Origin of the sequence: Bradyrhizobium sp. C-145 (assembly GCF_023375135.1) — a bacterium.
Taxonomy (GTDB): domain Bacteria; phylum Pseudomonadota; class Alphaproteobacteria; order Rhizobiales; family Xanthobacteraceae; genus Bradyrhizobium; species Bradyrhizobium zhanjiangense.
In genome coordinates this window covers 2,048,496-2,063,100 of the sequence record NZ_CP088150.1, presented here as the reverse complement: position 1 = coordinate 2,063,100, position 14,605 = coordinate 2,048,496, and the positions used below count along the sequence as shown (strand labels likewise).

The 14,605-nt window shown below is 62.0% G+C and carries 6 protein-coding genes; 3 read left to right on the top strand and 3 right to left on the bottom strand.

Annotated elements, in window-relative coordinates:
• Positions 1 to 423: 423 nt before the first annotated feature.
• Positions 424 to 1,266 carry a LuxR C-terminal-related transcriptional regulator gene (locus LRP30_RS09530; RefSeq protein WP_249760152.1) on the top strand — a complete coding sequence of 281 codons (843 nt, stop codon included), beginning with the start codon at positions 424 to 426 and terminating at the stop codon, positions 1,264 to 1,266.
• Positions 1,267 to 1,317: 51 nt separating this feature from the next.
• Here the strand turns inward: LRP30_RS09530 and LRP30_RS09525 are convergent, their stop codons facing one another.
• Positions 1,318 to 1,602, bottom strand: coding sequence for a hypothetical protein (locus LRP30_RS09525; RefSeq protein WP_245471518.1), 285 nt, complete (start codon positions 1,600 to 1,602; stop codon positions 1,318 to 1,320).
• A gap of 825 nt (positions 1,603 to 2,427) precedes the next feature.
• Here LRP30_RS09525 and LRP30_RS09520 point away from each other — a divergent pair.
• The gene (locus LRP30_RS09520) at positions 2,428 to 2,661 is read left to right on the top strand and encodes a hypothetical protein (RefSeq protein WP_091894168.1); all 234 of its coding nucleotides are present in this window, start codon (positions 2,428 to 2,430) and stop codon (positions 2,659 to 2,661) included.
• Between the two features lie 671 nt (positions 2,662 to 3,332).
• On the opposite strand, the gene LRP30_RS09515 is transcribed toward LRP30_RS09520, so the two are convergent.
• Positions 3,333 to 3,656 carry a hypothetical protein gene (locus LRP30_RS09515; RefSeq protein WP_245508475.1) on the bottom strand — a complete coding sequence of 108 codons (324 nt, stop codon included), beginning with the start codon at positions 3,654 to 3,656 and terminating at the stop codon, positions 3,333 to 3,335.
• A gap of 219 nt (positions 3,657 to 3,875) precedes the next feature.
• On the bottom strand, positions 3,876 to 4,094 hold the full coding sequence (locus tag LRP30_RS09510; protein WP_245508474.1) for a hypothetical protein: 219 nt from the start codon (positions 4,092 to 4,094) through the stop codon (positions 3,876 to 3,878).
• Positions 4,095 to 4,829: 735 nt separating this feature from the next.
• On the opposite strand from LRP30_RS09510, the gene LRP30_RS09505 reads away from it, so the two are divergent.
• The gene (locus tag LRP30_RS09505; protein ID WP_249760151.1) at positions 4,830 to 14,567 is read left to right on the top strand and encodes an Ig-like domain-containing protein; all 9,738 of its coding nucleotides are present in this window, start codon (positions 4,830 to 4,832) and stop codon (positions 14,565 to 14,567) included.
• Positions 14,568 to 14,605 lie beyond the last annotated feature (38 nt).

Below are 14,605 nucleotides of genomic sequence, written 5' to 3'. Positions count from 1 at the left end.
AAAGCAGGCAACAGGGCTTGCTTCGAGCTGCCGTCTCACGAAGCATCCTGGACCAGGGAAGCGCGTTCGAGGGGGCCCAGGGTCGGTTGTGGGCCTTCTGCACGGCATGCAACGAAGCTCGCCGGCTGCAACGAATGCCTTGGGCACGGCGGAGGGGGGCCGCTCTTGAGGACCAATAAGATAGACCATCAGGAATTGTCGAAGGTCATCGATCGGCTCGGCGAAGCCGCCGTGAATCCAGATGCGTGGCGCGACATCATGGATGACATTTGCAAGGCGGTCGGAGCGTCAGCGGCACTCCTGCTTCAGAGCGACATCAGGACCCCGGACGTCCCACGCACCGAATCGATCGACGAAGGGACCCAATTCTACTTCAGGAACAACTGGCATCTGAAGGATCCCCGCGCCAGGGGGTTTCCGCGCATGATGGCGGGCGAGGTCGTGACCGACCTCGACGTGATGACCCTGGAGCAGATTCGCTCCGATCCCATGTACAACGAGGTGCTATTTCCGTTCGGATACCGTTGGTTCGCCGGCATAGGCTTCTGGGCCGACACCGCAGCATGGGCATTGACGATCCAGCGAACGGGCCGCGAGGGCATGTTCGAGACCCGCGACAAGCAATTGCTCGCGCAATTGGCGCCGCGCCTCACCGAGACCGCCACGCTCGCGACCGCCGTCGGCAGGGTCGCGCTGACGTCGATGACCGACGTCCTCAGCCGTGTTCGTCAACCTGCATTGGTCCTCAACCGAGAGGGAATGGTCCTGCGCACGAACGAGGTGGCCGACTGTGGCTTTGACGATGAGATCCGCATCAGGGAGCGGCGTCTCGTTCTGCGCGACAAGCAGGCGATGACGAAACTCGATCAGCTGATCAGCTTGATCCGGTCTACGCCTGACGCCATCGCGATCCCCGCCTCTCCGATCCTCATTCGTCGGACGACAAAGCCACCGGTTGTCTTACGCATACTGCCAGTGGACGGCGCCGCGCGTTCCGTCTTCCTCGGAGCGCGTGCCGTGCTGATCCTATCCAACCTCGTCCCGCGCGCTGCGCCAGACCCGGCGCTCATCGGCCAAGCCTTCGACCTCACACGAGCCGAAGCTCGATTGGCCGCGCTGCTTGCAACTGGCGCATCGATCGACAGCGCCTCCGAACACCTCGGCATTTCGCGCGAAACGGCTCGCAATCACCTGAAAGCGATCTTCTCGAAGACGGGAGCGCACCGCCAGTCGGAGCTGGTCACTCTCGTTTCTCAACTGGCATGAGCGGGACGTTACTATCAACGCTGCAAGACTCTTCGGCGTCCTCACAGGTCGCTACAGGTCCAGCTGGTTGCGCAATGCGTCACGCTCTTCAAAGAGTTCTCGGAGTCGCTGAGCATTGTCGGATTGCATCTCCTGCCATTCGATGCGATCCTCCGCGGTCCACAAGTAAGACTCGCGATTGAATCGGTCTTTTTCTGCCTTATCAAATTCCATGTACAGTTTGATATCGCACTCAACTTGATCAAGTTGCTCTCGAAGAGTTCTTGGCATCAGCCGTTCCCTCGGCTCTGCCTCTAGCCCACTTTTGATCTTTGACGCTATCGGTGCGGCGATCAATAGGCCTTCTCTCCCCACGGATGATGCCCTCAATCTTATTTAAAGTTGTATGGTCGGCGTGGCTCTCTCTGCGTCAATCCTTGGCCCGAACGATCAACAAGTCGGGGCCCGTATAGGCCGCCCGTTGATGAACGCGTCACTCTAAGCTGCCGTAGCATTGTCCAGAATCATTCACTTACGATTGCAACGTATGCAAAGTGAAGAGTGATCGGTGTTTTTGAACCGTCCAATATGATACGGAGGCTTTTGGGATGATATCCAGCACCAATCAAAGTCCCAGTTCTGCCAGACAACCGTGGTCCGGCAGATGGTCTTACCTCGATGCGAGCGCCAACAGTAAATTGCTCTTTGATTGAGAGAGAATCTTGCATCGCTGATGCCCGCACCAAATTCCGGGTTTACTCGATCCAGGCTACGGCTTCTTGGTCGAAGCGCCGAAGACGCTGGCTTGCCATTTCATCACCAGGCGCGGTCCAACAAGGATTTCCTCGTCGACGACTTTTGCGGACTCGCGAACCAACGGCAATAGTGACCTCGCTTAGTAGCAAGCGTATTTTGCCCCCGGCCTGCATCCCTTCTTAGCGCCCTTGGCTTTGTCGGGTGTGTTTTGCTGGGCCAGTGCTGGAGACGGGTAGAGCGGCGCGACGGTCGAAATAGCGAACAGAATTATGACTGTGAGCATGATCGATTTCATCGAAGACACCCCTTCTTGACCCGCACAGATTTATCTGCCATTTTAAATACGACGCATTGATATAAAATATTTAAAAAGACCTCTTCAAGAGCTATTTTCAAATATCGTACTCATTCCCGCCCGGATGGAAGATGATGGACGAGAAGATTGTCCGTTTGCGCACATATCAGAAGAACATAGATCGGTATGTGCGCCTGCTCGAAACGACGCTGACCGAAGTTGAACGGCAGTACATTGAGAGGCGCCTGACCGAAGAACGATCGGCTATGGCATTGCTGTCTGCCTCGTCGCTTCAGATGGCCATCGAGGCTAACGTTGCCAATCAGGCATGCAATCGCCAGCCCAGCTTCAACGCCGCGGAATAGAGCTAACATCGGTCAACCGAGATCCGCTGTGCAACTGCCCCGCAAGTGAGGATGCACAGAGATCCGGGCAGCGACGAATGCACGAATCTGCGCAAGCGGCTGCGGTCCGCAACTCTACGTCAGCATGGCCGGAATCGGGTCCGGTGCCAAAGCCGGAATTTTTTGGTCATTGCATCGGTGATGCGCGCGCCGATGCTCTGGGCCTGCTGCTGCTTGCACTAAGCTGAAGGACAAGCTTGGCAGCGGTTACCTCTCTGATCGGGACTTAGGTCAACTAACCTTCGGATGTGCCTCGGAGCGCAATTTGAACAGCCTTGCGAATTCGCTCACTTTGGCTGGGGGCGATGCCATCCAAGTGGTAAATCCGGCATAGCAGGCCGTTGATGCGCCTTACGATAACGCGGTTACTGGAATGTCGGTTGCGCGCGCGCACCAACTGACGCCGCACCTCGATCAGGTCAAGGCGACGAAACGCTCTTGATCGTACCATGTGAGTTGGACCTTCCGCACGGGTGCCAACGCTCTCGCTTGATTCCGGGGTCGAACGATCATGGGCTTCAAACAGATTCCGACGCCGACCGCACAATCGGTTTGCAGTTAATTTACGATGTGTTATTAACACAAAATTAATTAATTTCAATTTCTGAGTGGGGCACTATTTGAATACCCCATTAAACCAAAAGCTCGATGTTGCCGGATCTGAGGTCGCTTCGGAGTCCTTCAGCTTCCCTGAACCTCGCCCAGCCAACGCGCTCATCATTCCTGACGCGCATCTCTTGTTCTCGGGTGAATATGCACGTTCGGGCCATGATCTCATCATTTCCGATCCCAACCATCGGATCACGATCCCCAATTACTTTCTCGGTGAGAAGCGTTCGCCGCTCAGCTCTGCGGACGGCGCACTGCTCGATGCAAGAGTCGTTGAAGCTCTCACCGGCTACCAAACCTTTGCTCAAGCCGGAGGAAATGCTGCCGCTGGAAAGGTGATTGGCCATGTCGCCACCATAACGGGCAGCGCGAGCATCGTTCGCAACGGCGTTACTATCGAGGCGAATAACGGAGACGTCGTCTATCAGAACGATATCGTGCAGACTGGAAGCAGCTCTACCCTCGGCCTCGTTCTGATCGACGGCTCAACGTTCAACCTGAGTGCCAATGCTCGCTTCATGTTGAACGAATTGGGGTATGAGGGGCAGAGTAGTGCGAGCGGTACCTTAGTCAGTCTGACGAGTGGCGCGAACCATTCGCTGTTCACTCTCGTCCAGGGCGCCGCCAGTTTCGTCGCCGGCCAGGTTGCCAAAACGGGTGACATGCAGGTCGCAACGCCTACCGCCGTGATCGGAATTCGCGGTACAGCCGTCCTTCTTAACGTCGATGCAGTGGATGGACAGGTCTCGGTTTCCGTTGCTGATCAGCAAGACGGTCAGGTTCATTCCGTACAGGTCTTCAAATGCGTCCCAACGAACTTGCTTCAAGGTGTTTGTACCGCGGGGGATCCAATCGGGATAGTTACCAGCGACGGCCCATCGATGACCATCACGCCAACCGCGAATTTCGAGGTGATCACCCAAGCCGTCAGTAAGAGCCCAGGCCAGGTTGCGCAGGAATTCAACGCCTTTCAGCAGGTGTTAACGACCTACGATATCGGGAAACAGATCGCTCCAGACACTCCGGCACCTAGCGACGGCAAGCGAGGAGACGTCGATACAAAATCACTGCAGAAGTTCGCTGGGAGCCCGCCACCATCACCCACCGAGGCTCCGACTACCGTTGTTGCGGACGACGTCAAGGGCCAAGCTGGTGGCGGCTCGATCACTCCAACTTTTGCGCCCCTCGCCTCCATCACGGGAGGTTCTGCGTCCGCATCGAAACCGCTCGTCCCCACTTTGGATACAACGCAAGTTATCGCCTTGGTTTCGTTGGCGCCTGTAACTATCGCCAATGCAGGTGGCCCAACCAATCAAGGAGGCCAAACGATCAGCGGAACTGTCGACGCGTCCCTCGTTGGAACGACAGTGACGCTGTACGATACCTACAATGGTGTCACCACACAAATTGGAAAGGTGACCGTTGGCTCCGGCGGTGTTTGGAGCACGGCAGTCACTCTGGCAGGAGATGGCGACCACAGCATCGTCGCTTTGGACGCTAGCGGCAACGTTAGCACAAGCGTGCCCGTTGTTTTCACCCTCGACACGACGGCGCCCACCGTCGCCATCACCAGCGCGGGCGGACCGGTGAACCAGGCGAGCCAGACCATCACCGGCACGGTGGGCGTGGCCGATGCCGGCGCCACCGTCACCGTCCTGGACGGCACCACCGCAATCGGCACCGCCACCGTGCAGGGCAACGGCAGCTGGAGCAGCACGGTCACGCTCAACAACGGCCCGAACTCGCTGACCGCGCGGGTGAGCGATGCGGCCGGCAACACCGCGACCAGCAGCGCGGTGGTCTACACGCTCAGCACCACCGGCCCAACGGTGACCGAGGCCCTGGTCGCCGACACCGGCACTTCAGTCACTGATCACGTCACCGCCAACCCAGCGCTGAGCGGCACCGGCCTCGCCAACACGGTGGTGCATCTGACGATCGATGGCGTTCTCAGCACCGCCACGGTGACCACCGATGCGCAAGGTGCCTGGTCGTTTACACCAAGCGGGCTGGCCGATGGACCACACACCATCGTGGCGAGCCAGTCCGACAGCTTCGGCAACACCGGGTCGGCCTCGCTGAGCTTCTCGCTCGACACCACGGCCCCCGCCGTCGCGATCACCAGTGCGGGCGGGCCGGTCAACCAGGCCAGCCAAACCATCACCGGCACGGTGGACGTTGCCGATGCCGGCGCCACCGTCACCATCCTGGACGGCACCACCGCGATCGGCACCGCCATCGTGCAGGGCAACGGCAGCTGGAGCAGCACGGTCACGCTCAACAACGGCCCGAACTCGCTGACCGCACGGGTGAGCGATGCGGCCGGCAACACCGCAACCAGCAGCGCGGTGGTCTACACGCTCAGCACCACCGGCCCGACCGTGACCGAGGCCCTGGTCGCCGACACCGGCACTTCGGCGACTGATCATGTCACCGCCAACCCAGCGCTGAGCGGCACCGGCCTCGCCAACACCGTGGTGCACTTCACCATCGACGGCAGCCCGATCGCGGCGACGGTGACCGCCGATGCGCAAGGTGCCTGGTCGTTTACACCGAGCGGGCTGGCCGACGGACCGCACACCATCGTGGCGAGCCAGACCGACACCTTCGGCAACACCGGCTCGGCCTCGCTGAGCTTCTCGCTCGACACCACGGCCCCCGCCGTCGCGATCACCAGCGCGGGCGGGCCGGTCAACCAGGCCAGCCAGACCATCACCGGCACGGTGGACGTCGCCGATGCCGGCGCGACCGTCACCATCCTGGACGGCACCACCGCGATCGGCACCGCCACCGTGCTGGGCAACGGCAGCTGGAGCAGCACGGTCACGCTCAACAACGGCCAAAACTCGCTGACCGCGCGGGTGAGCGATGCGGCCGGCAACACCGCAACCAGCAGCGCGGTGGTCTACACGCTCGGCACCGCCGGCCCGACGGTGACCGAGGCCCTGGTCGCCGACACCGGCACCTCGGCGACTGATCATGTCACCGCCAACCCGACGCTGAACGGCACCGGTCTCGCCAACACCGTGGTGCACTTCACCATCGACGGCAGCCCGATCGCCGCAACGGCGACCACCGATGCGCAAGGTGCCTGGTCGTTTACACCAAGCGGGCTGGCCGATGGACCACACACCATCGTGGCGAGCCAGATCGACAGCTTCGGCAACACCGGCTCGGCGTCACTGAGCTTCACCCTGGACACGACGGCCCCGGGCGGCGGCACGCCAGATCTGACGGCGGGCTCGGACAGCGGCAGCTCGGGCACGGACAACATCACCTCGGCGACCTCGCCGAGCTTCACGGTGGCGCTGAGCCCGACGGCGGCCATCGGCGATACAGTGCAGCTGTTGCTGGGCGGCTCGCCGCTGGCACACCCGGTCACGCATGTGATCACGGCTGCCGACGTCACGGCCGGCAGCGTCAGCTTGACGGTGACTGCCGGCGATCTTGGCGCCGATGGCGCCAAGCAGGTCACGGCACAGCTCAGCGATGCCGCCGGCAACAGTTCGACGACTGCTGCGCTGAGCTTCACGCTGGACACCACGGCGCCCACCGTCGCGATCACCAGCGCGGGCGGGCCGGTGAACCAGGCCAGCCAGACCATCACCGGCACGGTGGACGTTGCCGATGCCGGCGCGACCGTCACCATCCTGGACGGCACCACCGCGATCGGCACCGCCATCGTGCAGGGCAACGGCAGCTGGAGCAGCACGGTCACGCTCAACAACGGCCAAAACTCGCTGACCGCACGGGTGAGCGATGCGGCCGGCAACACCGCAACCAGCAGCGCGGTGGTCTACACGCTCAGCACCGCCGGCCCGACGGTGACCGAGGCCCTGGTCGCCGACACCGGCACCTCGGCCACCGACCACGTCACCGCCAACCCGGCGCTGAACGGCACCGGCCTCGCCAACACGGTGGTGCATCTGACGATCGATGGCGTTCTCAGCACCACCACGGCGACCACCGATGCGCAAGGCGCCTGGTCGTTTACGCCGAGCGGGCTGGCCGATGGACCACACACCATCGTGGCGAGCCAGTCCGACAGCTTCGGCAACACCGGGTCGGCATCGCTGGGCTTCACGCTGGACACCACGGCACCGGGCGGCGGCACGCCAGATCTGACGGCGGGCTCGGACAGCGGCAGCTCGGGCACCGACAACATCACCTCGGCGACCTCGCCGAGCTTCACGGTGGCGCTGAACCCGGCGGCGGCCATCGGCGATACGGTGCAGCTGTTGCTGGGCGGCTCGCCGCTGGCACATCCGGTCACGCATGTGATCACGGCGGCCGACGTCACGGCCGGCAGCGTCAGCCTGACGGTGACTGCCGGTGATCTCGGCGCCGATGGCGCCAAGCAGGTCACGGCACAGCTCAGCGATGCCGCCGGCAACAGTTCGACGACTGCTGCGCTGAGCTTCACCCTCGACACCACGGCGCCCACCGTCGCGATCAACAGCGCAGGCGGGCCGGTCAACCAGGCCAGCCAGACCATCACCGGCACGGTCGGCATCGCCGATGCCGGCGCCACCGTCACCATCCTGGACGGCACCACCACAATCGGCACCGCCACCGTGCTGGGTAACGGCAGCTGGAGCAGCACGGTCACGCTCAACAACGGCCAAAACTCGCTGACGGCGCGGGTGAGTGATGCCGCCGGCAACACCGCGACCAGCAGCGCGGTGGTCTACACGCTCAGCACCACCGGCCCGACGGTGACCGAGGCCCTGGTCGCCGACACCGGCACTTCAGTCACCGATCACGTCACCGCCAACCCGGCGCTGAGCGGCACCGGCCTCGCCAACACGGCGGTGCACTTCACCATCGACGGCAGCCCGATCGCCGCGACGGTGACCGCCGATGCGCAAGGCGCCTGGTCGTTTACGCCGAGCGGGCTGGCCGATGGACCACACACCATCGTGGCGAGCCAGACCGACTCCTTCGGCAACACCGGGTCGGCATCGCTGGGCTTCACCCTGGACACGACGGCCCCGGGCGGCGGCACGCCAGATCTGACGGCGGGCTCGGACAGCGGCAGCTCGGGCACGGACAACATCACCTCGACGACCTCGCCGAGCTTCACGGTGGCGCTGAACCCGACGACGGCCATCGGCGATACGGTGCAGCTGTTGCTGGGCGGCTCGCCGCTGGCACATCCGGTCACGCATGTGATCACGGCTGCCGACGTCACGGCCGGCAGCGTCAGCTTGACGGTGACTGCCGGCGATCTCGGCGCCGATGGCGCCAAGCAGGTCACGGCACAGCTCAGCGATGCCGCCGGCAACAGTTCGACGACTGCTGCGCTGAGCTTCACCCTGGACACCACGGCGCCCGCGGTCGCGATCACCAGCGCGGGTGGGCCGGTGAACCAGGCCAGCCAGACCATCACCGGCACGGTGGACGTCGCCGATGCCGGCGCGACCGTCACCATCCTGGACGGCGCCACCGCGATCGGCACCGCCACCGTGCAAGGTAACGGCAGCTGGAGCAGCACAGTCACGCTCAACAACGGCCCGAACTCGCTGACGGCGCGGGTGAGCGATGCGGCCGGCAACACCGCGACCAGCGGTGCGGTGGTCTACACGCTCAGCACCGCCGGCCCGACGGTGACCGAGGCCCTGGTCGCCGACACCGGCACCTCGGCGACTGATCATGTCACCGCCAACCCGGCGCTGAGCGGCACCGGTCTCGCCAACACCGTGGTGCACTTCACCATCGACGGCAGCCCGATCGCCGCAACGGCGACCACCGATGCGCAAGGCGCCTGGTCGTTTACGCCGAGCGGGCTGGCCGATGGACCACACACCATCGTGGCGAGCCAGACCGATCCCTTCGGCAACACCGGCTCGGCCTCGCTGAGCTTCACCCTGGACACGGCGGCCCCGAGCGGCGGCACGCCAGACCTGACGGCGGGCTCGGACAGCGGCAGCTCGAACACGGACGACATCACCTCGGCGACCTCGCCGAGCTTCACGGTGGCGCTGAACCCGACGGCGGCCATCGGCGATACGGTGCAGCTGTTGCTGGGCGGCTCGCCGCTGGCACATCCGGTCACGCATGTGATCACGGCCGCCGACGTCACGGCCGGCAGCGTCAGCCTGACGGTGACTGCCGGTGATCTCGGCGCCGATGGCGCCAAGCAGGTGACGGCGCAGTTCAGCGATGCCGCCGGCAACAGTTCGACGACTGCTGCGCTGAGCTTCACCCTCGACACCACGGCGCCCGCGGTCGCGATCACCAGCGCGGGTGGGCCGGTGAACCAGGCCAGCCAGACCATCACCGGCACGGTGGACGTCGCCGATGCCGGCGCGACCGTCACCATCCTGGACGGCACCACCGCGATTGGCACCGCCACCGTGCAGGGCAACGGCAGCTGGAGCAGCACGGTCACGCTCAACAACGGCCAAAACTCGCTGACGGCGCGGGTGAGTGATGCGGCCGGCAACACCGCGACTAGCAGCGCGGTGGTCTATTTTGTCGGCGTGCCCGGCGCCATTCTCGGCGACGCTGGCGACAACACCCTGACCGGGACTGCCGGGAACGATGTATTCCAGGGCTTTGGTGGTAATGACATATTCAACGGCTTGTCGGGTGTTGATCGAGCGGTCTATGTCGACGCGACCGGGGGCATCACCGCCGATCTGACGGCAGGGACCGTGACGGGTCCAGGTGTCGGCACCGACACGTTGATCGGTATCGAAGCCATCCAGGGCAGCAACTTTGCCGACCATTACTCGGCGGTCGGCTTCAGCGGCAATTCCGGGGTGCCTGGTACGCCAATTGGCTTCAACAGTTTCGAAGGCATGGGGGGAGATGACATCATCGCCGGCACGGTCAATCCTTCCGGAGAGATTCTGACTCGCATTTCCTATGTCAGTGCGACAGCGGCAGTCGTCGTTGATTTCGCCGCGGGAACGGCGAACGGCGATGCATCAGTCGGCAACGACACCTTCACCAACGTCAACTCGGTCATTGGGTCGGCATTTGGAGACACGCTGCGGGGCAGCGACAATCCGAACGGCACTTTCGAGCAATATGACGGTCGTGCCGGCAACGATCTGATCGATGGCCGCGGCGGCTACGATTTCGCCATCTATAACAACGACGTCGCCACAGCCACGGGCATAACCGTCAATCTTGCAACCGGAACCGTCACTGGCGATGCTACGATCGGAACCGACACGCTGCGGTCAGTGGAAGCCGTCCGCGGCACCAACTTCGCTGATACTTACGATGCCACCGGTTTTAGCGGCACCAGCACCAATGCTGGATCAAGCGGCACCTTCAATAATTTTGAAGGCATGGGCGGCAACGATACCATCATCGGCAATGGCAACACCCGTATCCAATATACACAATCAAGCGCCGGCGTGACGGTCGATTTCCTTGCGGGCACCGCGATCGGCGATGCCTCGGTGGGGACCGATACATTCACCGGCGTCAACGCCGTCATGGGCTCGATGTTTGCCGACACCTTTTCGGGCAGCGGCGCCAACGAGAACTTCATGGGCCTTGCCGGCGATGATTTTATCGACGGAAAAGGCGGCTTCGACACGGCGCAATATGCCAACCTCACCTTCACGACGGGTGGGATCAGCGTTCACCTTGCAGCTGGAACGGTGACAGGCGATGCCTCGAGCGGCACCGATACCTTGCGTTCAATCGAAGCCATTCAGGGCACTAACTTTATCGACACCTATGACGCGATCAATTTCGGCGTCACGGGAGCTATCGATCCCGCTACCGGCCTCCCCTATGCCAACGTCGGCAACAATGGCACCTTCAATCAATTTGAGGGAATGGGCGGTAACGACATCATCACCGGTAACGGCAATACGCGTCTGATCTACGCCAATGCGACCGGTCCCGTGACAATCACTTTCAGTCTCAATGGCTGGACCAGCAGCACCAGCGGCGCGTCGGGGACCGTAACCGGCGATGGGTCCGTAGGCACCGACACCTTCTCCGGTGTCGGCTTGGTATCGGGATCGTCATTTGCCGACACCATCACCGGCTCGAACAATCCGAACAACACCTCCGAAGACTTTTCGGGGCGCGCCGGCAATGACTTCATCGACGGAAAGGGTGGGTTCGACAGAGCTTTCTACAACAACGACGGCACGGCTTCAGGTATTCAAGTCGATCTGGCTTCGGGCGTGGTGACCGGCGACGCTGCTATCGGAACGGACACCCTTCGATCGGTCGAAGCGATCCGTGGGACCGCCTTCGCCGACACTTATGTCGCGACCAATTTCGGCGTCTCCGGGCCGAATCTCGGCGATTTCGGTACTTTCAATGAGTTTGAGGGGATGGCTGGCAATGACACCATCACCGGCAACGGCAATACCCGCATTGCATTCTACAATGCCCTGGACGGGGTGACCGTCGATCTCGCCGCAGGCAGCTCCCACGGGACGGCCTCCGGTGACGTCGCAGGCACCGGGATAGACACGTTCACCGGCGTGAATGCCGTCCGCGGCTCGTCGTTTGCCGACGTCATCCTCGGAGATGCCAATGCCAATACCCTCGACGGCAGGGATGGCAACGACCGGATCGATGGCCGTGGCGGTGCCGATACCCTGACTGGCGGGAACGGCTCTGACACTTTCGTCTATGCCGATGGCGGCGGAGCAGACACCATCACGGACTTTGACCGCAGCCAGGGCGACACCATTGATCTGACAGGTTTGTCCGGCATCTTCACGTTCGCAGACGTTCAATCGAAATCGACGTTGAGTGCTGGCAATACCATCATCAATTTTGGGAGCGGAAATACTCTGACGCTGATTGGTGTGACAAGCCTCCAGCAAAGCGACTTCATCTTTCCGAACGCCACCAACGGCACCTCGGGCTCGGATGTGCTGCTCGGAACGAGCCAAGCGGATGCAATTTACGGGCTTGCAGGAAATGATCGGCTTCAGGGATTCGGCGGCAACGATCTGCTCGACGGCGGGGCCGATTTCGACCGCGCTGTCTACACCGATGCCACGGGCGGAATCTCCGTCGACCTGGCGGCGGGCACGGCATCCGGTCCGGCAGTGGGCTCCGACACGCTCGTCGCGATTGAAGGCGCAGTTGGCAGCGATTTCGCGGACACATTCAATGCGACCGGCTTCGCGGGAGCCACCGGTATTCCCGGCACACCCGTCGGGTTTAACGAGTTCGAGGGTCGGGGCGGCAATGACACCATTCTAACTGCCGTGAACCCATTAGGCGCGGCTCTGACGCGGGTTTCTTATGTGAGCGCCACCGCGGGTGTGACTGTCGATATCGCAGCCGGTACGGCGGATGGAGATGGATCCGTTGGTCACGACACGTTTGTCGGCTCCGGCATTATTGCAGTCTGGGGCTCTGCGTTCGCCGATACCCTTTTCGGAAGCAACAATGGATTCGGCACGATCGAGGTCTTTGCAGGCTTTGCTGGCAACGATGTGATCGACGGCCGCGGCGGCTTCGACCGTGTCGACTACAATAACGATCCGACCACCACATCAGGTATCACCATCAATCTCGCGGCTGGCACCCTGACGGGAGATGCCACGGTTGGTAATGATACACTGGTGTCGATCGAAGCTGTCCGCGGCACCAATTTTGCTGATACCTACAACGCCTCCGGGTTTGGCAACACCAGCACGAACTCCGGATCATCGGGGACCTTCAATGAGTTCACCGGCGAGGGCGGCAACGACATCATCATCGGCAACGGCAACACGCGCATCGGATTCAATAATGCGACGGCGGGCGTTGTGGTGGACATAGCAGCCGGCACGGCTACCGGGGACTCCTCGGTCGGAAGCGATACGTTCACCGGCGTGAATGCCATCATGGGCACGATGTTCATCGATTCCCTGTCGGGAAGCAGCACCAACGAGACATTTACAGGGCTTGGCGGCAACGACACGATTGACGGTCGCGGCGGCTTTGATACCGCCAGCTATCACAACATCTACCTTTCGACCGGCAGTGTCACCATTGACATGGCAACCGGCACGGCTACGGGCGATTCCTCGATCGGCGTGGACACGCTGCGCTCGATCGAAGCTATCCAGGGAACCATCCTTGCCGATACCTATGTGGCAACGGGATACGGCCTCGCAGGCGCTCTTAACGTCGGCAACAACGGCACCTTCAACCAGTTCGAGGGACTTGGTGGTGACGATTCCATCACCGGCAATGGCAGTACGCGTCTGGTCTACAGCAATGCAACCGGTCCAGTGACGATCACTTTCGGCCTTAATAGCTGGACCAGCACCACCAGCGGCGCGTCGGGGACCGTGACCGGCGATGGGTCCGTAGGCACCGACACCTTCTCAGGCGTTGGCTCGGTGTCGGGGTCGTCATTTGCCGATACCATCACCGGCTCTAACAATCCTAATGGCACCGCGGAAGATTTTGCGGGTCGCGGTGGCAACGACTTCATCGACGGCAAGACTGGTTTCGACAGGGCGCTCTACAACAACGACGGTTCTGCGTCAGGTATTCAGGTCGACATGGCTTCGGGCGTGGTGAGCGGCGACGCTACTATCGGAACGGACACCCTTCGATCGGTCGAAGCGATCCGCGGGACCGCTTTGGCCGACACTTATGTCGCGACCAATTTCGGCGTCTCCGGGCCGAATGTCGGCGATTTCGGTACTTTCAACGAGTTTGAGGGGATGGCCGGCAATGACACCATCACCGGCAACGGCAATACCCGCATTGCATTCTACAATGCCCTGGATGGGGTGACCGTCGATCTCGCCGCCGGCAACTCCCACGGGACGGTCTCTGGTGATGCCGCAGGTACGGGGACAGATGCGTTCACCGGCGTGAATGCCGTCCGTGGTTCAGCCTTCGCTGACTTCATTTTCGGCGATGCCGGCAACAACACATTGGATGGGCAAGCTGGAAATGACGTGATCCAGGGGCGAGGAGGCGCCGACACGTTGATAGGAGGAGCGGGAAACGACCAATTCGTCTTCGCGGCGGTTTCCGACTCCACGGTAGCAAGCCATGATACGATCAGTGATTTCGTTCATGGTGCGGACCTCATCGACACCTCGGCGATCGCGGGAGTGACGAGCGTCCAGGGCCTGCTAAGTGGAGGCGCCCAAGTTGCGGCGCATAGTATCGCGTGGATTCAGAGCGGCGCGAATACAATTGTCTACGTCAACAGCTCGGGCGCTGCGCAGAATCAGGGGGCGGCGGATATGGAAATTGTTTTGACCAGCGTTACTGCGAATACTTTGACCAATCAGGACTTTCTCTTCCAGATCTAACGGCGCAATTCTTTGCTCCTCGGAGATCGAGGGCGTCC

What these genes read in the sequence shown, in the direction of transcription:
- LRP30_RS09530 (WP_249760152.1), top strand. Translation starts at nt 424, where the DNA reads ATGATGGCGGGCGAGGTCGTGACCGACCTCGACGTGATGACCCTGGAG.
- LRP30_RS09520 (WP_091894168.1), top strand. Translation starts at nt 2,428, where the DNA reads ATGATGGACGAGAAGATTGTCCGTTTGCGCACATATCAGAAGAACATA.
- LRP30_RS09515 (WP_245508475.1), bottom strand. Translation starts at nt 3,656, where the DNA reads ATGGCCAATCACCTTTCCAGCGGCAGCATTTCCTCCGGCTTGAGCAAA.
- LRP30_RS09510 (WP_245508474.1), bottom strand. Translation starts at nt 4,094, where the DNA reads ATGAACCTGACCGTCTTGCTGATCAGCAACGGAAACCGAGACCTGTCC.